Origin of the sequence: Acidovorax sacchari, from assembly GCF_042847045.1 — a bacterium.
Lineage (GTDB): Bacteria > Pseudomonadota > Gammaproteobacteria > Burkholderiales > Burkholderiaceae_C > Paracidovorax > Paracidovorax sacchari.
The window spans coordinates 1,254,993-1,272,570 of the sequence record NZ_AP035783.1 but is presented as its reverse complement, the minus strand read 5'-3'; the positions used below and the strand labels follow the sequence as shown (position 1 = coordinate 1,272,570).

Annotated in this window: 14 protein-coding genes; 6 read left to right on the top strand and 8 right to left on the bottom strand. The window is 70.9% G+C overall.

Annotated elements, in window-relative coordinates:
* The first annotated feature begins 135 nt into the window (after positions 1–135).
* On the top strand, positions 136–1,905 hold the full coding sequence (gene ggt / locus ACGHC0_RS05710) for a gamma-glutamyltransferase (RefSeq protein WP_368355584.1): 1,770 nt from the start codon (positions 136–138) through the stop codon (positions 1,903–1,905).
* Between the two features lie 24 nt (positions 1,906–1,929).
* Here ggt and ACGHC0_RS05705 read toward each other — a convergent pair whose 3' ends face one another.
* Both ACGHC0_RS05705 and ACGHC0_RS05700 read right to left on the bottom strand, forming a co-directional pair.
* A complete protein-coding gene (locus ACGHC0_RS05705) occupies positions 1,930–2,814 on the bottom strand; it encodes an alpha/beta hydrolase family esterase (protein ID WP_415267657.1) in 885 nt (294 codons plus the stop codon).
* A 200-nt stretch (positions 2,815–3,014) separates the two neighbouring features.
* Entirely contained in the window at positions 3,015–4,358 is a 1,344-nt protein-coding gene (locus ACGHC0_RS05700; RefSeq protein ID WP_368354377.1) for a glycerate kinase type-2 family protein, read from the bottom strand.
* A gap of 140 nt (positions 4,359–4,498) precedes the next feature.
* Between ACGHC0_RS05700 and ACGHC0_RS05695 the strand changes: the two genes are divergently transcribed.
* The 5 genes from ACGHC0_RS05695 to ACGHC0_RS05675 all read left to right on the top strand — a co-directional run bounded on the left by ACGHC0_RS05695 (position 4,499) and on the right by ACGHC0_RS05675 (position 10,814).
* Entirely contained in the window at positions 4,499–5,164 is a 666-nt protein-coding gene (locus ACGHC0_RS05695) for a GntR family transcriptional regulator (RefSeq protein ID WP_368354376.1), read from the top strand.
* Positions 5,165–5,202: 38 nt separating this feature from the next.
* Positions 5,203–6,171, top strand: a complete 969-nt coding sequence (gene puuE / locus ACGHC0_RS05690; RefSeq protein WP_368354375.1) for an allantoinase PuuE — start codon at positions 5,203–5,205, stop codon at positions 6,169–6,171.
* Entirely contained in the window at positions 6,168–7,949 is a 1,782-nt protein-coding gene (gene uraD, locus ACGHC0_RS05685) for a 2-oxo-4-hydroxy-4-carboxy-5-ureidoimidazoline decarboxylase (RefSeq protein ID WP_368354374.1), read from the top strand. Before puuE ends, uraD begins: the two co-directional genes overlap by 4 nt.
* Complete coding sequence (locus ACGHC0_RS05680; RefSeq protein ID WP_368354373.1) at positions 7,946–9,181, top strand: M20 family metallopeptidase; 1,236 nt, start codon at positions 7,946–7,948, stop codon at positions 9,179–9,181. The genes uraD and ACGHC0_RS05680 overlap by 4 nt, the downstream gene beginning before the upstream one ends.
* Before the next feature lie 226 nt (positions 9,182–9,407).
* The gene (locus ACGHC0_RS05675; RefSeq protein WP_368354372.1) at positions 9,408–10,814 is read left to right on the top strand and encodes an undecaprenyl-phosphate glucose phosphotransferase; all 1,407 of its coding nucleotides are present in this window, start codon (positions 9,408–9,410) and stop codon (positions 10,812–10,814) included.
* Here ACGHC0_RS05675 and ACGHC0_RS05670 read toward each other — a convergent pair.
* Genes ACGHC0_RS05670 through ACGHC0_RS05645 form a run of 6 tightly spaced genes read right to left on the bottom strand, consistent with a single transcriptional unit; the run spans position 10,768 to position 17,562 of the window.
* Positions 10,768–12,114, bottom strand: a complete 1,347-nt coding sequence (locus ACGHC0_RS05670; protein ID WP_368354371.1) for an O-antigen ligase family protein — start codon at positions 12,112–12,114, stop codon at positions 10,768–10,770. The two genes, ACGHC0_RS05675 and ACGHC0_RS05670, sit on opposite strands and share 47 nt — an antisense overlap.
* The gene (locus tag ACGHC0_RS05665; RefSeq protein WP_415267656.1) at positions 12,111–12,845 is read right to left on the bottom strand and encodes a WecB/TagA/CpsF family glycosyltransferase; all 735 of its coding nucleotides are present in this window, start codon (positions 12,843–12,845) and stop codon (positions 12,111–12,113) included. Before ACGHC0_RS05665 ends, ACGHC0_RS05670 begins: the two co-directional genes overlap by 4 nt.
* Before the next feature lie 44 nt (positions 12,846–12,889).
* Entirely contained in the window at positions 12,890–13,972 is a 1,083-nt protein-coding gene (locus ACGHC0_RS05660; RefSeq protein WP_415267655.1) for a glycosyltransferase family 4 protein, read from the bottom strand.
* Positions 13,969–15,321 carry an O-antigen ligase family protein gene (locus ACGHC0_RS05655; RefSeq protein WP_368354368.1) on the bottom strand — a complete coding sequence of 451 codons (1,353 nt, stop codon included), beginning with the start codon at positions 15,319–15,321 and terminating at the stop codon, positions 13,969–13,971. Before ACGHC0_RS05655 ends, ACGHC0_RS05660 begins: the two co-directional genes overlap by 4 nt.
* On the bottom strand, positions 15,318–16,574 hold the full coding sequence (locus ACGHC0_RS05650; RefSeq protein WP_368354367.1) for a hypothetical protein: 1,257 nt from the start codon (positions 16,572–16,574) through the stop codon (positions 15,318–15,320). The genes ACGHC0_RS05655 and ACGHC0_RS05650 overlap by 4 nt, the downstream gene beginning before the upstream one ends.
* Positions 16,561–17,562, bottom strand: coding sequence for a class I SAM-dependent methyltransferase (locus tag ACGHC0_RS05645; RefSeq protein ID WP_368354366.1), 1,002 nt, complete (start codon positions 17,560–17,562; stop codon positions 16,561–16,563). Before ACGHC0_RS05645 ends, ACGHC0_RS05650 begins: the two co-directional genes overlap by 14 nt.
* Positions 17,563–17,578 lie beyond the last annotated feature (16 nt).

The window sequence follows — 17,578 nt, the reverse complement described above, 5'->3', positions numbered from 1 at the left end:
GGCGGGACGCCCGCTCTACACTGTCCGCCCCTGCCGGCGGCATTCCGCGCCGGCAGCCATGACAACGACAGGAAAGGGCTTCGACCGATGACTTCCCCCCGCCTCCAACGCCCCTGGCTGCTTGCTGGAAGCAGCATGCTCGCGCTGCTGGCCATCGCGGGCTGCGCGGACCTCCCCGGCGCAGCGGCGCCTTCCGCGGACACCGCGCAGGCCCCGCAAAACGCCCCCCAGCAGACGCCGGCGGCACGCGCGGCGGGCCGCGCCTACGACATGGACATGGATGTCTTCCATCCGGTCGTGGCGCGCAACGGCATGGTGGCCACGGAGCAGGAACTGGCCACCAAGGTGGGCCTGGACATCCTGCGGGCCGGCGGCAACGCGGTCGATGCCGCCGTGGGCGTGGGCTTCGCGCTGGCCGTGGTGCTGCCCAACGCCGGCAACCTGGGCGGCGGCGGCTTCATGATGGTGTACGACGCCAGGACCGGCAAGAGCGTGGCGCTCGACTTCCGCGAGGTCGCGCCCCGCAAGGCGAGCCGCGACATGTACCTGGACGAGAAAGGCAACGTGATCGACGGCAAGTCGCTCTACACGCACTACGCCGTGGGCGTGCCGGGAACGGTGGCGGGCCTGGAGCATGCGCTCAAGACCTGGGGCACCCAGCCGCTGTCGAAGGTGATCGCGCCCTCGATCGCGCTGGCGGACAAGGGCTTTCCGGTGAGCCTCACGCTGGCCAAGACGCTGGCGCAGGAGCGCGACAACATGGGCCGCTGGCCCGCCACGCGGCAGATCTTCTGGCGCGGCGATGCCCCCCTCAAGATCGGCGACCGGCTGGTGCAGAAGGATCTCGCCCAATCCCTGCGGCTCATCTCGCAGCAGGGCGCCAAGGCGTTCTACCAGGGGCCGATCGCGCGGCGCATCGCGGCCGAGATGGCGCCCTATCCCGGCGCCCTGAGCCTGCAGGACCTGCGCGACTATGAAGTGGTGGAACGCACGCCCGTGCGCGGCACCTACCGCGGCTACGAAGTGGTCACCATGCCCCCTCCCTCGTCGGGCGGCGCCCACCTGGTGCAAATGCTCAACATGCTCGAGCCGATGCCGCTCGCCCAGTGGGGCCCGGGCAGCGCCCAGACCCTGCACATGATGGCCGAGAGCATGAAGCTGGCTTACGCCGACCGCTCCGAATACCTGGGAGACCCGGATTTCGTGAAAATCCCGCTCAAGGGCCTGACCTCCAAGGCCTACGCCGCCGCGCTCGCGAAAACCATCGATCCGAACAAGGCGCGTCCCGCCAGGGACATCAAGCCGGGGCAGCCGCAACCCTACGAGAGCGACCAGACCACGCACTTCTCGGTGGTGGACAAGGCCGGCAACGCGGTGGCGGTGACCTACACGCTGAACACCAACTTCGGCAGCGGCATCGTCGCCAAGGGCACGGGCATCCTGCTCAACAACGAGATGGACGACTTCGCGGCCAAGCCCGGCGTGGCGAATGCCTATGGCCTCGTGGGCGGCGACGCCAACGCGGTGGCCGGCGGCAAGCGGCCGCTCTCGTCCATGACCCCCACCCTGGTGCTCAAGGACGGGAAGCCGGTGCTCGTCACCGGCAGCCCCGGCGGCGCGCGCATCATCACCACGGTGCTGCAGACCGTGGTCAACGTGATCGACTTCGGCATGAACCCGGCCGAGGCCGCGGCCGCCCCGCGCATCCACCACCAGTGGACCCCGGACGAGCTGCGCATCGAGAACGGCTTCTCGCCGGACACGCTGGCCATCCTGAAGTCGCGCGGCCACAACCTGGCCCTCAAGCCCTCCATGGGCCGCACGCAGACCATCCAGCGCAAGGACGGCGTGCTGTTCGGCTATTCCGATCCGCGCAATCCGGACGGGCTCACGCTGGGGTACTGACCGCGGGCCGCGCCCCCGGCCCCGTCAGGCCACCGGCCGCATCGGATGGGCGAGGAAGAACCGCAGCATTTCGGCACTGGCGTCCACGCCGTCCGCATCGGTGAAGCTGCCCAGCCCGTCGCCGCCGGACCAGGCGTGGCCCGCGCCGTGGAGTTTCCACAACTCGGCGCCGCAGTGTCCCGTGCCGTCCTGGTAGACCGTCCGGGTGAACCTCCGGCCGCGCGCCGAGACACCCGCCGTCGTCCGGGGAAACATGGCCTGCAGGGTTTCGCTCTCGTGGGCCCTCACCACCGCATCGATGAGGGCGTCGGCATTGCCGGAATGCACGGTCGTGTCGCCATCGCCATGGAAGACGATCGTCGGCACCGCCCGGGCGCGGCCCGGACAACCGCCGGGCGCCGGGCATCCGCTGCGCATCACGGACAGCGCCGACATAGCATCGCCCGCTGCACCCGCACGCAGGCCGGAATGCACCCCCACGGCGGCGAAGATGTCGGGGTAGCTGCAGGCCAGGATGTCCGCCACGGCCCCGCCCGCCGACAGTCCCGCCACGAACACGCGGGACCGGTCGATCCGGTGCTCCTGCGCGACCGACAGCGCCAGCGCGGCCAGCACGGCGGGCTCGCCGCCGTTCCGCCCCTGGTGCTGCGGCTTGAACCAGTTCCAGCACCGGTGCGCGTTGTCCCATTGCGCCTGCTCCGGGTACAGCACCGCCACCCCCGCATCGCGCGCATGCACATGCATCTGCGTGCCGGCCGCGAAATCGCCGGCATCCTGGGTGCAGCCGTGGAGCATGACCACCATCGGGCAGGGGGGCGCGCCCTCGGCGCGCGGAGGAAGGCACAGCCAGTAGGCGAGCGTGCGGCCCCGGTGCGTCAACTTGCCGCGTATCCATTGTTCGGCGTCCATGCGGTCCGGTACGGCAGCCGGCAACGGGACCTGGCGTGCGCGCCGAGGAGATTCTTCGGCGGCGGTGGTGGGAAATTCATTCATGCGGGCCCACTATGGACGGCACACCCGCGCTGCAGTGCAGCAATTACGCCCGTCACGGCGTGATCGCCGTCCTACGCATGTGTCCGCCGCAGGCGGCATGGCCGCGATGGCGAACCCTACAGTACCAGCAGCGCGCGGAAGTCGTTCACGTTGGTGTGCGTCGGCCCGGTGACCACGAGATCGCCCAGAGCAGCGAAGAACCCGTAGGCATCATTGCGCGCGAGATGGTCGTCCACGCGCAGCCCCGCCCGGGCGGCGCGCGCCAGCGTGTCGGGCCCGACGAGGGCACCGGCGTTGTCCTCCACCCCGTCGATGCCGTCCGTGTCGGCGGCCAGCGCCCATACCCCCTCCTGGCCCTGCAGCGCACGGGCCAGCCCCAGGCAGAACTCGCCAGCCCGGCCGCCCCGGCCCCGGGGAGCGCCGGGCGGCCGCTCGCGCACCGTCACCGTGGTCTCCCCGCCCGAGAGGATGGCGCAGGGCCGGGCGAACGGCTCGCCGCGCCGCGCCACGGATCGGGCAATTGCGGCGTGCACGGCCCCCACGTCGCGCGATTCGCCTTCCATCTCGTCCGAGAGGATGTACACCGGCAGGCCCGCGGACCGCGCCGCCGCGGCCGCCGCCTCCAGCGACTGCCGCGGCGTGGCGATCAGATGCACTTCCGGCGCGTGTCCCTCCACGGGCTTGGGTGTTTCCAGTGCGCCGGCTTCCAGCGCCGCGCGCACGGCCGGCGGCAGGGCGATGCGGTGGCGGTCCAGGACACGCAGCGCATCCGCGCAAGTCGTCGCGTCGGACACGGTGGGGCCGCTCGCGATCACGGCCGGATCGTCGCCCGGCACATCGCTGATCGCGAGCGTCACCACCCGCGCCGGGGCGCAGGCGGCGGCCAGCCGGCCGCCCTTGATGCGCGAGAGGTGCTTGCGCACGCAGTTCATGTCCGCGATGCCCGCGCCGCTCTCCAGCAAGGCCCGGTTGATGCGTTGCTTGTCCTCCAGCGCCAGGCCCTCGGCAGGCAGCGTGAGCAGCGCGGAGCCGCCACCCGAGATCAGGCAGACCACGAGATCGTCGGCGGTGAGTCCCCGCGTCAGCTCCAGCATGCGCCGCGCCGCCGCCTCGCCCGCCGCATCGGGCACCGGATGCGCGGCCTCCACGATATCGATGCGCGCCGGCACCCCGTTCGGCCACGGCGGCACGTGGCCGTAGCGCGTGACGACCAGCCCGGAGAGCGGTGCCTGCGCCGGCCACAGCGCCTCCATCGCGTGCGCCATGGCACCGCCGGCCTTGCCGGCGCCCAGCACCAGCGTGCGGCCGCGCGGCGGGGGTGGCAGGTACTCCGCCATGCGTTGCGACGGCAGGGCCGCCTGGACGGCCACGTCGTAGAGGTGGCGCAGGAAGCGGACGGGCTCGGTAGCGGGATCGGGTGCGGCCGGCGCGGGAGCGTCCGCAAAGCGGGAATGGGTCATGCGGGCATTCTGGCGCAGGCATGCGGTGCGGGGGCGCTGCGGCGCGCACCACCGCGATGCGGGAATGCCCTGAGACGGGTCCCGAATCTGGTGCACAAAAAGTGCATACAAAAATCCGGTCCGCCGCTATCATGGGCCGGATGGAACCGTCCACCACCAGCGCCATCGTCGCGAGCCTGACCCGGGCCATCGTGGAGCACCGGCTGCTGCCGGGCGCCAAGCTGGCCGAGCAGAAGCTGGCGGACCATTTCGGCGTCTCCCGCACCCTGGTGCGGCAGGCGCTCTTCCAGCTGTCGCAGAACCGGCTCGTCACGCTGGAGCCGGCGCGCGGGGCCTTCGTCGCCGCGCCGTCGGCCGAGGAGGCGCGGCAGGTGTTCGCCGTGCGCCGCATGCTGGAAGCCGAGATGACGCGCGCCTTCGTGCGCGAGGTGACGCCCGCCCGGGTGCGCGCCCTGCGCGAACACGTCGCGCGCGAGAAGCAGGCGGTGGACCAGGCCGACGTGCCGGGCCGCACCGAGCTGCTCGGCGATTTCCACGTGCGCATGGCCGAACTCATGGGCAACGAAGTGCTCGCGCAGATGCTGGGCGAACTCATTTCCCGCTGCGCGCTCATCACCCTCATGTACCAGAGCGCCGACGAGGCCGCGCATTCGCACGAGGAGCACGGCCACATCGTGCAGGCCCTCGCCGACCGCGATGCCGACCTGGCCGTGCGCCTGATGGACGAACACCTGCGCCACGTGGAGGCCAGCCTGGCCTTCGACCGGGCACACCCCGCCAACGAACTGTCCCGCGCGCTCTCCTGATCCCCCTCCAGCCCCTTGTCCCCTACGCCGCCACCGCCATGACCGCACCGCCGCTCTACGACGCCACCCTGCCCTATCCCCGCGACCTCGTGGGCTACGGACGCAATCCACCGCACGCGCTCTGGCCCGGGGGCGCGCGCATCGCCGTGCAGTTCGTGCTGAACTACGAGGAAGGCGGCGAGAACGCAACCCTGCACGGCGATGCGGGCAGCGAGCAGTTCCTGTCGGAAATGTTCAACCCGGCCAGCTACCCCGACCGCCACATCAGCATGGAGGGCATCTACGAATACGGTTCGCGCGCGGGTGTCTGGCGCCTGCTGCGCGAGTTCGAGCGCCGCGGCCTGCCGCTCACCGTGTTCGGCGTGGCGACGGCGCTGCAGCGCCATCCGGAGGTGACCGCCGCCTTCGGCGAACTCGGCCACGACATCGCCTGCCACGGCCTGAAGTGGATCCACTACCAGAACGTGCCCGAGGACGTGGAGCGCGCCCACATGGCCGAGGCGATGGACATCATCCGCCGGCTCACGGGCGAGCGCCCGCTGGGCTGGTACACCGGCCGCGACAGCCCCAACACCCGCCGCCTCGTGGCCGACTACGGCGGCTTCGCCTACGACAGCGACTACTACGGCGACGACCTGCCCTTCTGGATGAAGGTGAAGAAAACCGACGGCACCGATGCCATGCAGCTCATCGTGCCCTACACGCTCGACTGCAACGACATGCGCTTCGCGCTGCCCCAGGGCTACTCGCACGCCGACCCGTTCTTCCAGTACATGAAGGACACCTTCGATGCGCTCTATGCCGAGGGCGATCCCGCCGGCGACGACCGCCCGAAGATGATGAGCATCGGCATGCACTGCCGCCTGCTGGGCCGCCCGGGCCGCATCACCGCGCTGCAGCGCTTCCTCGACCACGTCCAGCGCCACGAGCACGCCTGGGTGTGCCGCCGCATCGACATCGCGCGCCACTGGGCCGCGACCCATCCCTGCCCGGAGGTGACGCCATGACCCTGACCCTGGACCAGCTCAACACAGCGCCCGCGGACGAAGCCGCGCGGATGCTGGACGGCCTGTACGAGCATTCGCCCTGGATCGCCGAGGCCGCGCTGTCGGCCCGGCCTTTCCGCACGCTGGCCCAGTTCAAGCATGCCATGGTGCGCGTGCTGGGCGAGGCCCCGCGCGAGGCGCAGCTCGCCCTCATCCGCGCCCACCCCGAGCTGGCCGGCAAGGCCATGGTGGCGCGTTCGCTCACGGCCGAATCGACCGGGGAGCAGTCACGCGCGGGCCTCACGCACTGCACGCCGGAGGAATTCGATCGCCTGCAGCAGCTCAACGCCGACTACAACGCGCGCTTCGGCTTCCCGTTCATCCTGGCCGTGCGCGGCCCGCGCGGCACGGGCCTGCCGCGCCAGGAGATCATCGAGACCTTCGCGCGCCGGCTGGACAGCCACCCGGATGCCGAGTTCGCCGAGGCGCTGCGCAACATCCACCGCATCGCCGAGATCCGCCTGAACGACAAGTTCGGCATGGAGCCCGTGCTGGGCAACGACGTCTGGGACTGGCAGGAGAAGCTCGCGCAGCACAGCGACCCGGGCTTTGCCGAAAAGGGCCAGCTCACCGTCACCTACCTGACCGACGCGCACCGCGCCTGCGCGCAGCGCATCAGCCACTGGATGCGGGACTGCGGCTTCGACGAGGTCGAGGTGGACGCCGTGGGCAACGTGGTCGGGCGCTACCACGCGGCCGGCCCCGCCGGGCAGAAGTGGCTCATGACGGGCAGCCACTACGACACCGTGCGCAACGGCGGCAAGTACGACGGACGTCTGGGCATCTTCGTGCCCATGGCCTGCGTGCGCGAACTGCACCGCGCGGGACGCCGCCTGCCGTTCGGCATCGAGGTGGTGGGCTTCGCCGAAGAAGAGGGCCAGCGCTATGCCGCCACCTTCCTCGGCTCGGGCGCGCTGATCGGCGACTTCCGCCCCGAATGGCTGGACCAGCGCGACGCCGACGGGGTGACACTGCGCGAGGCCATGCAGCATGCCGGCCTGTGCATCGACGACATCCCGAAGCTGCAACGCGACCCGGCCGCCTACCTGGGCTTCGTGGAAGTGCACATCGAGCAGGGACCGGTGCTCAACGAACTCGGGCTGCCGCTGGGCGTGGTCACCTCCATCAACGGCAGCGCCCGCTACGTGTGCGAGATGCTGGGCGTGGCGAGCCATGCCGGCACCACGCCCATGGACCGCCGGCGCGACGCGGCCACGGCCGTGGCGGAACTGGCGCTCTACGTGGAACGCCGCGCCGCGCAGGACGGCGACTCGGTGGGCACCATCGGCCAGCTGCAGGTGCCCGGAGGTTCCGTCAACGTCGTTCCCGGCCGCTGCACGTTCAGCCTGGACCTGCGCGCGCCCACCGACGCGCAGCGCGACGCGCTCGTGACCGACGTCATGAACGAGCTGGCCGCGATCGCCGGCCGGCGGGGACTGCGCTACACCGCCCGGCGCTCCATGCAGGCCAGCGCGGCGCCCAGCGCCCCCGACTGGCAGCGGCGCTGGGAAGCCGCGGTCGAGGCCGCCGGGCTGCCGGTTTTCCGGATGCCGAGCGGCGCCGGCCACGACGCGATGAAGCTGCACGAGATCCTGCCGCAGGCCATGCTGTTCGTGCGCGGCCAGAACGGCGGCATCAGCCACAACCCTCTGGAAAGCACCACGAGCGACGACATGCAACTCGCCGTGGAGGCCTTCTCCCATCTCCTGAACCAACTCGCCCACGAAGAGAACCCATGAGCAGCAGCACCTACGCAGACATCGACGCCTGGATCGACCGGCACTTCGACGAGGAGGTGCAGTTCCTGCAGGCCCTCGTGCGCGTGCCCACCGACACGCCGCCCGGCAACAACGCCCCGCACGCCGAACGCACCGCGGAACTGCTGCAGGGCTTCGGCTACGCCGCGGAGAAGCACGCCGTGCCCGAGGGCGAGGTGCGCGCCTATGGCATGGAATCGGTCACCAACCTGATCGTGCGCCGCCCCTACGGCGCGGGCGGCCCGACGGTGGCGCTGAACGCCCACGGCGACGTGGTGCCGCCCGGCGAGGGCTGGACGCACGACCCCTACGGCGCCGAGATCGTTCATGGAAAGATGTACGGCCGCGCCACGGCCGTGAGCAAGAGCGATTTCGCCTCGTTCACCTTCGCGGTGCGTGCGCTCGAGGCCGTGGCCCGCCCTGCGCGCGGCGCGGTGGAACTGCACTTCACCTACGACGAGGAATTCGGCGGCGAACTCGGCCCGGGCTGGCTGCTCGCACAGGGCCTGACCAAGCCCGACCTGATGATCGCCGCGGGCTTCAGCTACGAAGTCGTGACGGCGCACAACGGCTGCCTGCAGATGGAAGTGACCGTGCACGGCAAGATGGCCCATGCCGCCGTGCCGCACACGGGCGTCGATGCGCTGCAGGGCGCCGTGCACATCCTCAATGCGCTCTACCAGCAGAACACCGCCTACCGGCAGGTCACATCGAAGGTCGAGGGCATCAAACACCCCTACCTGAACGTGGGCCGCATCGAAGGCGGCACGAACACCAACGTCGTGCCCGGCAAGGTGGTCTTCAAACTCGACCGCCGCATGATCCCGGAAGAGAACCCCGTGGAGGTGGAAGCCGCCATCCGCCGCGTGATCGACGAGGCCGCCGCGGGCTGCGAGGGCATCCGCGTGGAAGTGCGCCGCCTGCTGCTGGCCAACGCGATGACGCCGCTCGCGGGCAACCGCCCCCTGGTGGATGCGATCCAGCGCCATGCCGAGGCCGTGTTCGGCGAGCGCCCGCCGGCCGTGGGCACGCCGCTCTACACCGACGTGCGGCTCTACGTCGAGCGCGGCATTCCGGGCGTGATCTACGGCGCGGGCCCGCGCACGGTGCTCGAATCGCATGCCAAGCGCGCGGACGAGCGCGTGGAGCTCGAGGACCTGCGCCGCGCGACCAAGGTGATCGCGCGGGCGCTGCACGACCTGCTCGCCGGCTGATTCCATTCCCTGCCGGCCCGCCCGCCCGGGCGCTCGATACACTACGCGCCACGGGAGGCGACCGGGCAGTGGACACCATTCAGGCTATCGAGTCGATCTGGCCATCAGGCCATGGCATGGGCCTGCCCTTTCCCGTGGGATGCCGGCCCACGGTCGCCTCGGCCTCGCAGCCAGGGGAAGACCGTCGCATCCATGGTCGCGCGCACGGGCAGAGGAAGCGCGGCCCATGAAGGATGGACAACGGGCGCCTTCCGGAGCGAGATTCCCGAGCCTGATCGGCGACGGCATGGCGCTGGCCACGGCCGCGCTGAAATTCGCCGATGCCCTGGTGGTGCTGGGCAGCGGACTGCTGGCTTATGCCCTGCGCACCGGGCAGCCCGAGCTGCCGGAAGCATCGCAGTACTTCTATGCGCTGCTCGCCAGCGTGCTGTTGACCCTGCTGGTTTTCGTGCAGCTCGCGCTCTACCGGAGCTGGCGCCTGGCGATGCCCACGATGATGGCCGGACGCGTGCTGCTGGGCTGGGGCGTGGTGCTGGGCGTGCTGGCCTCGCTGAGCTTCCTGAGCAAGACCGGGCCCAGCTTTTCCCGGTTGTGGTTCCTGTATTGGGCCGGGCTTGGGGCGTGCGGGCTGATCGGTGTGCGCCTGCTGCTCGATCGCGCGCTGCGCTGGCTGCACCGCCGCGGCATGGGCACCCGGCGCATCGCCGTGCTCGGACCGCATGAGCGCGTGGCGCAGGTGGCGGAGCGCATCCGCAGCGGACCATGGTCCGGACTGGAAATGGTGCCGGTGCCCGAGGCGATCCATGCCGGCGACCTCGCCGCGCTGCCGCGCTGGCTGGACGACCATGGCGTGGCCGAGGTCTGGCTGGCCTGGCCCATGCGCGAGGAGTCATTGATACGCGAGAGCGTGCGCCGCCTCGGCGCCACCAGCGTGCATGTGCGCTGGATACCCGACATCTTCGCCTTCCGCATGATCCACCACGGCATGGCGGAGCTGGCGGGAACACCTCTGTTGGAGTTGTCGGTGCGCCCCCTGCCGCGCAGCTCCCGGCTGCTCAAGGCGTGCCTCGACACGTCGGTGGCGGCGACGTTGCTCCTGCTGGCCAGCCCGCTGATGCTGGTGCTGGCAGCCGGCGTCAGGCTGTCCAGCCCCGGTCCGGTGATCTTCCGACAGCAGCGGCAGGGATGGGACGGGCGCCCGTTCGAGGTCTGGAAATTCCGCAGCATGCGCCTGCACGACGAGCGGCAATTTCCGCCCCAGACGGCGCGCGGCGACGCGCGGGTCACCCGCTTCGGGGCCTTCATGCGCCGCACCAGCCTCGACGAACTGCCGCAGCTCTTCAACGTGCTGCAGGGACGCATGTCGATGGTCGGGCCGCGTCCCCACGCACTCGCCCACGGCGCGCAGTACCAGGACCTCATTCCGAACTACCTGCAGCGCCACCGCGTCAAGCCGGGCATCACCGGCTGGGCACAGGTCAACGGTTTGCGCGGCGAAACCGACACGCTGGAGAAGATGCGCAAGCGCGTGGAATTCGATCTGTATTACATCCAGCACTGGTCGCTGTGGCTGGACCTGAGCATCATCACCCAGACCTGCGTGATCGTGCTGTTCGATCGCGATGCATCCTGAACCGGGGCGACGAATCACCGCGGAGTTCGGGATCCGGACGGCACGGCATCTTCCGCGCAATCGCATGCAGCAATGCCACCGCCAGCGCCGCGTGCAGCGAAAACGGATAGAACGGCAGGTAGAAATCGAACACTCCCACCCCGAGCAGCAGGCAGAGCCACGCCAGCGCCCAGCGGCGCATGCCGCCACCGGCCCGCAGCAGCGGTGCCCACAGGACATGCAGCAGGCCGAGGCCGGCCAACAGTCCGCACAGCCCGGTCTCCGACAGGGCAGCCAGCACCAGGTTGTGTGCGTGCAGTTCACCGCGCAGGAAGCGGCCGCCGGTGTAGTCGGGCACCAGGAACTGGAACACCCCCGGCCCCAGCCCGAACCATGGATGGCCGCGCCACGCCTCGACCGCACCGGCCCAGAGATAGGTCCGTCCGAGCGACACGGCGGTCAGCAGGTTTTCCCGCGAGGCACTGGTCATGTCGGCGTAGCGCTGCCAGAGCACCAGCACGGAGAGGGCTGCCAGACCGAGCAGCGCCGCTGCGGCCAGGCGGCGATGCTGGCGCGACAGGCCGGAGCGCGGCCAGGCGCACCAGGCCAGCAGGAGCCCGGCCGGCACCAGGGCGTTGCGCACCTGGGCCAGCGCGAGCGCGCCGGCGGCGCCCAGCAGCGCCAGCGCCAGCGCAGCGCGGCCCAGCTCCCGGCGGCGATGCAACTGGAGCACGAGCAGCGCCACCACCAGCGAGGAAGCGGCCAGCAGCGCCGGATGCTCGTACATGCCCGAAATGCGCGGCAGGTATTTGAACGTGTCCTCCGCGTGGAATGCCAGCGAAAAGCGCAGGGCTGGCGGCCACTGCACCAGCACGGCCACGCCCAGCGCCAGGTTGAGCCACAGGGCGATCAACGCCGCGAGCGTTGCCGCGCGCGGCCAGCGCGGGCAGGCCACGGCAAGGTTGAGCATCGCCCACAGCGCCAGCAGGGCGGTGGCATAGCGCACGGCGAAACGGAACGCGAGCGACGCATTTCCGGACGCCAGCACCGACGCAGCCAGTGCTGCCATGCAGGCAAGGATTGCCAGCAGCGGCCTGCGGAGGCACGGGGGCACGCCTTGCCGCCAGAGCGCCCAGGCAGAGACTGCCGACATGCAGCCGAGCAGGGCGACCGACCCCAGCGACAGGCCGCCGCCGGCACCGCCCGCAACCACCACCTGCTGCAGGCAGAACAGCAGATAGGCAGCCAGGCAGACCGCTACCAGCGGGGCCTGCGATGGCTGGCGTCCAGCCCCTCCCGATGGCACAGCCAGCCCCGTCATTGTCCGGAAGGCACGACCGCCTGCGCACGATGGCGACGGCTCAGGCGGGCCCGCAGCAGCAACATCAGGAACATGGCATTGGTGCGCAGGTAACGCCATGCCAGGCGCCGCGGCTCCTGGATCATCCGGAACAGCCACTCCATTCCGAACCGCTGCATCCAGTGCGGCGCCCGCGGCAGCATCCCGGACAGCACGTCGAACGATCCGCCCACGCCCATGGCGAGCGCAACGCCCAGGTCGTTCCAGTGTCGCTGCAGGAACAGCTCCTTGCGGGGCGAACTGATGCCGATGAAGAGGTAGCGCGCGCCCGAGGTGCGGATCTCCTGCACGATGCCGGGCGCCTCGGGATCGGTGAAATAGCCGTCCCTCACACCGGCAATGCGCAATCCGGGGTGGGTAGCGCCCAGGCGGGCGGCGGCGGCCTCCACCACGGCGGGCCGTGCACCCAGGAGATAGACACTGTCACCGGATCGGGCGGCCTGGGCACACAGGTCCTGCATCAGGTCGATGCCCGCTCTGCGCGGTGGCGGCGAGGCGCCCAGCCAGTGCAGGCCGATGCCGACGCCGCTCCCGTCGATGTGGACCAGCTCTGCCTCCTCCAGCGCCTGGTGCAGCAGCGGCTGCGCGCGCGCATCGACCAGCTTGGCAACGTTCAGCCCTTCGATGCGGATCCGCGCCCCCCCCTCCGCGGCGGCCTGTGCGCGCTGCAGCAGTTCTTCTGGCGCAACCATGTCCAGGGGGCAGCCGAAAAAGCGCAGGCGGGACGGCAGGGCGCTCAAGGAACCGCCCCTTGGACGAGCGCACCGTAGAGCGCGAGCACGCGGGGCCTCAGGCCTTCCCAGGTGAAGCAGGTACGGACCCGCTCCACGATGGCGGGATCCACCCGGTGCTGCCGCTGTTGTCCGACGCGGGTGGCGAGCGCCGCCACGTCGCCCAGCGGATACAACGCGCCGGTCAGGCCCGCCTCTTCCAGGATCGAGCGATTACCCGGAATGTCGCTGGCCACGACGGGACAGCCGAGCAGCAGCATCTCGATCAGCACTGTCGGCATGCCCTCCACGGCCGACGGCATCACGAAAACGTCCGCGCCCGCGGCCATCGCCGCGACGGAGGCATCGGCGACGAACCCGTGGAAGCGCACGCGCGCGCCCACTCCGAGCGACCGGGCGACCTCCTCCAGCCGGCCCCGGTCCGGGCCACGCCCCACCACATGCAGCACCGCCGCCTCCATCCCCGGATGCGCCAGCACGGCGACGGCATCGTGCAGGCGCTTGACGGCATCCAGCCGCCCCACGGACAGCAATGCGGGAGCGCCTTCCAGTCGGGGCGCATCGTCGGGAGGCGCGACCAGTTCGGCCTCCAGTACGGCATTGGGCAGCACCACCGGGCGCCGCGGCGCCATGCCGCGCCTGCGAAGGTAATCCACCCAGTGGCCGGACAGCAGCACCACGCGGTCCGCGCCACGCAGGAGCAGACGCTCGACTACCAGGTCCCAGGCCCACTTGCGCAGGCGTTTCCCCGGCCCGGAATCGTCGTCGTAGTAGCAATGGGGCGTGTAGACCAGGCGCCGGCCACGCAGCCAGGCGATCGCCGCGGCCAGGCCGGCAACGGGAACGCGCGCTCCATGCACATGCACCACATCCGCCCAGCCGACCTGGCGCCACAATCCGCCGGCCCCGGCCTGCACGGCCACGTACCCATGGGCACTGCCGCCCTGTGCCTGCGGCGCGGCCACCCGCAGCACGTTGCCGCCCCGCGATGCCAGCACGGCCAGCCCATGGATGTGGCGAGCCACGCCGCCGCCGCCGGCATGCGGCGCGAAATCCTTGTACACATGCAGTATGCGCATCCGGCTCATCCCCCTGCTCCGCCAGCCGGCTGCCGCCCCTGCGCTCCGGCCGGAGCCCCATGGGCCGCAGCCTCCCCGGGGAACACCCCGGGCACCGCGGTCCTGGCGGCAGCGGCATGGCGCAGCACGCCGCCGAGCAGCAGCCAGAATCCGCCGGCTCCCGAAACGGTCAGTCCGTTTTCCGAGGAAACGAAAGTGGTCATGATGCCGCAAAGCAGCCAGAAAGCCGCCAATACCACGGGGTCGCGCTGCAGCCGGTAGGCCCCCCACAACCGGTGCAGGCACCAGCCCACGATGGACAGGAACAGCAACGCGCCGGGTATGCCGATCTGGTAGGCGATGCTGAACAGCGAGCCTTCTCCGCCACCCAGGTCGGCCAGCGATTGGCGGGCCGCCAGCGCACTCTGGCGCCCCACGCCCCCGCCCAGCAGCAGCACCTGGTGCAGTTCGGCCAGGTTGCGCTGCAACGCCAGCCAGTGGCCGATCGTGGAGCCGTCTCGGAAGTTCACGGAGGCCACCACGATGCCGACGGAAGCGGCCGCCAATGCCGCAAGCACCATTCCCGCCAGGAAGAGCCGCGCGGCCGCGGACCGGACCAGCCCCTTCGATGTCAGCAGGTAGCCCATCACGGCGACGATACCGGCCAGCATCGCGCCACGGGTGCCGGACATCCACACGCCGGCCAGCAGGCCGCCGCACGCCAGCAGGGCGCGCCACGGCCAGCGGCGCTGCCACAGCGCCAACGCGGACAGGGCCGCGGTCACCAGGAACTGTCCCTGGGCCAGTGGCGCGGCCAGCAGGCCACCCGCACGGCGCTCCCTGGCCTCGCCGCCGAAAAAGTTCCAGGGCAGGCCGGTTTCCCTTTCGGTGCCATCGGGCTGCACGCCCTTGATATTGAAAAGGTATTCCGGCAGCCGCACGCCATGGACCCAGAAGTCCGTATGGGCCACATCCCATGCACCGAAGGCGGCACTGGCCACGCCCAGCCAGACCAGGCAACGCACGGCGAGGCGCAGGTCCCGTGGATGCGGCATGCAGACATGCCCGGCCAGCAGGAACAGCATCGGCACCAGCACGATGCCCAGGGACCCGAGCACGATGCCGGCAGGCAGGCCGTGCAGGAACCCGGCCGGCGCATGCGCGGCAGCGAGGGCGCAAAACCCCAGCACCTGCACCAGCAGGGCCCTCGGCATGCGCACGGTAAGCAGGCACAGTCCCGCCAGAACCACCACCGCCGCGTCGCGGGCGGTGCGCAGCAGCGCGGCCTCCGGCCACGCGCCGCCGCCGTACATCCAGGCCACCAGCAGGTCGCCCGCGTGGATCGACACGATGAACAGCACCAGCCCCAGCCGCTTCATGGCTCGCCTCCCAGGCGCCGCGGCCATGCGGGATCGGCGGCGAAGCTGCGCTGCAGCCACAGGCGCTGCCGCTCCAGGAAAGCGGTGCGTGCCCCGGCCTCATGGCACAGGTTGCGGACAAGATATCCAAAGGCGCCCGGGTCCGCCACCTGCGCAGAGGGGCGCCCCACCGCCTGGGCATCGGCCGACCCGGGCGCGGGCCAGTCCATGCCGATCACGTAATGGCCGCGGACCGCCGCGTCCATCAGCGCGGAAGAGCAAAAGCCCGCCACCACGGCCGGCGGGCCGTCCGCCACCAGCACCGCGTGCGGAGGCGGACGGCACAGCGGGGCCAGTTCCGTGCCCTGGTAGGGATGCCCCCGACGCACCTCCTCCGGATGCAGCAGGATCTGCAGCGCGAGCCCTCCCGGCCGGTCCCGGGCGAGCTGCCGGGCCAGGGCCAGGAAATCCTCCGCGAGCGGCCGTCCGTAGATCGGCGTGTGGGTCTGCGAAACCAGATACAGGGCCGTGGGCGCCTGCGCCCCGGCGGCGGGAGAGAGCATGCGCGCCGGGCCATAACCCAGCGCTTGCGTGGCGACGCCGTGCCGGGCGTACACCTCGGCGCTGCTCGGCCCCCACAGCAGATGGCACTGCGCATGCACCGGAAAGAACTCATCGGTGGGCAGGCCATGCTGGACGCACACGCTGCGCCAGCGGGCCCCGCAGGCACGCTGCGCAGCCACGGCATACACATCGAAATCGTTGTGCAGCAGCAGCGTTCCGCAAGCGCCAGCATCGAATGTCCGCTCCCAGGCGCCACGCCAGAGGCGCTGCCGGAACACGCAGCAACGCACCAGCCAGGGCGATGCCACCAGTACGCCTTCCCGCACCGGCCTCAGCCGCCATGCGCCGAGCGCGTGCCGCCAGGCCTGGGCGGACGGCCGCGCAGGTACCTGGCCAGCGACCTGTCCGCGCAGGCGCGGATGGACCACCACCGCGCAGGCGATGCCATGCCGGGCCAGGTCGGCCACGCACGGCGCCAGCGCGCCCCAACCGTTGGCGCCCGGCAGCGTGGCGAGCGCCACCCAGCCGGCCAGTGGAGCCGGGCGCTCCGGCAACCGGCCGCAAAGCCACGCATCGCGCGCGGCCGCGAGCAGGGCGCGCAGCACGGCCATCCCCCCCCGGCGTGCGAGGAAATAGGCCTCGTGGCGCGTGTCGGCGGCTTCTTCGCCGTATTGGGCAAGCAAGGCCTGCCGGAATTCAGGAAACCGCATTGCCCTCCTCCCGCACCATGCGCCGATGGATCCGCCAGCGCTGCAGTTCGCCAAACAGCCCACTGCCGAACAGGCGCACGACCGCACGCTTGAGCAGGCGCCGCAAGCGGTCCTGCGCACCCCAGCGCACGCTGTCCAGGCGCGCATCCAGATGATGGATTTCCTCCGCGGACGCAGGCTCCATGGAAACGGGAGCGCCCCCCGTTTGCGGGCGCCGCAACTGCACCCACAGGTTTTCCGCCAGCACCCCGCCACCCTGCCATGCGCCGCAATGGACCACATCCAGTCCGGCAGCCACGGCCAGCCGCCGCAGCAGCGGCGCGGAAAAATAGCTGAGGTGCGCAGGATGCACGTAGTTGCGCGAACGCCAGCCGCTCATCACGTCCGGCACCTCGATCCAGGCCTGCCCGCCCGGTGCAAGGATATGCCCCAGGTCTTCCAGAAAAGCCCGCGGGTCCGGCAGATGCTCCAGCACATGGAATGCGACCACGGCATCGGCTTCGCCGCCGGCCAGTGCCTCCCAGCTCGGCAGGAAACGCACTTTCGCGCCATCCAGCAGGCGATCCCGGTGCGCCAGGTCGGGCTCGCTGGCCGACAGCTGCAGATCCGGCCGCTGCGCCGCCGCCACGCCAAGGAACGCCCCGAATCCCGACCCTACCTCGAACAGGCGTGCGCCGTGGGCCAATGCAGGAGCGATGCGCGCCAGCCGCTGCCGGGCAATGGGGCGGTCGCCGCGCCAGGCAAAAAATCGCTCCTCGCTGCGCCAGGGCACCTCCGCCGGGAACAGCCTGCGGTAGTCGCCCGCGTAGAACCGTGCCAGCGATTCGCCGGTGAAATCCGGAGCCAGATACGCCGCGGCGCACCCGCCGCAGCGGCGCAGCTCCTGACCGCTGCCGGCATACACTTCGGGCCAGACGGAGCGCTGTGCGCACGTCGCACCGCAGCAGCGGCAGCGGCCGTCATCCGGTGCCCACTCCGATGCCATCATGGTCTTCTCCGTGGCT

Coding starts and splice junctions, on each gene's coding strand:
- ggt (WP_368355584.1), top strand. CDS start 136: ATGCTCGCGCTGCTGGCCATCGCGGGCTGCGCGGACCTCCCCGGCGCA.
- ACGHC0_RS05705 (WP_415267657.1), bottom strand. CDS start 2,814: ATGGACGCCGAACAATGGATACGCGGCAAGTTGACGCACCGGGGCCGC.
- ACGHC0_RS05700 (WP_368354377.1), bottom strand. CDS start 4,358: ATGACCCATTCCCGCTTTGCGGACGCTCCCGCGCCGGCCGCACCCGAT.
- ACGHC0_RS05695 (WP_368354376.1), top strand. CDS start 4,499: ATGGAACCGTCCACCACCAGCGCCATCGTCGCGAGCCTGACCCGGGCC.
- puuE (WP_368354375.1), top strand. CDS start 5,203: ATGACCGCACCGCCGCTCTACGACGCCACCCTGCCCTATCCCCGCGAC.
- uraD (WP_368354374.1), top strand. CDS start 6,168: ATGACCCTGACCCTGGACCAGCTCAACACAGCGCCCGCGGACGAAGCC.
- ACGHC0_RS05680 (WP_368354373.1), top strand. CDS start 7,946: ATGAGCAGCAGCACCTACGCAGACATCGACGCCTGGATCGACCGGCAC.
- ACGHC0_RS05675 (WP_368354372.1), top strand. CDS start 9,408: ATGAAGGATGGACAACGGGCGCCTTCCGGAGCGAGATTCCCGAGCCTG.
- ACGHC0_RS05670 (WP_368354371.1), bottom strand. CDS start 12,114: ATGACGGGGCTGGCTGTGCCATCGGGAGGGGCTGGACGCCAGCCATCG.
- ACGHC0_RS05665 (WP_415267656.1), bottom strand. CDS start 12,845: ATGGTTGCGCCAGAAGAACTGCTGCAGCGCGCACAGGCCGCCGCGGAG.
- ACGHC0_RS05660 (WP_415267655.1), bottom strand. CDS start 13,972: ATGAGCCGGATGCGCATACTGCATGTGTACAAGGATTTCGCGCCGCAT.
- ACGHC0_RS05655 (WP_368354368.1), bottom strand. CDS start 15,321: ATGAAGCGGCTGGGGCTGGTGCTGTTCATCGTGTCGATCCACGCGGGC.
- ACGHC0_RS05650 (WP_368354367.1), bottom strand. CDS start 16,574: ATGCGGTTTCCTGAATTCCGGCAGGCCTTGCTTGCCCAATACGGCGAA.
- ACGHC0_RS05645 (WP_368354366.1), bottom strand. CDS start 17,562: ATGATGGCATCGGAGTGGGCACCGGATGACGGCCGCTGCCGCTGCTGC.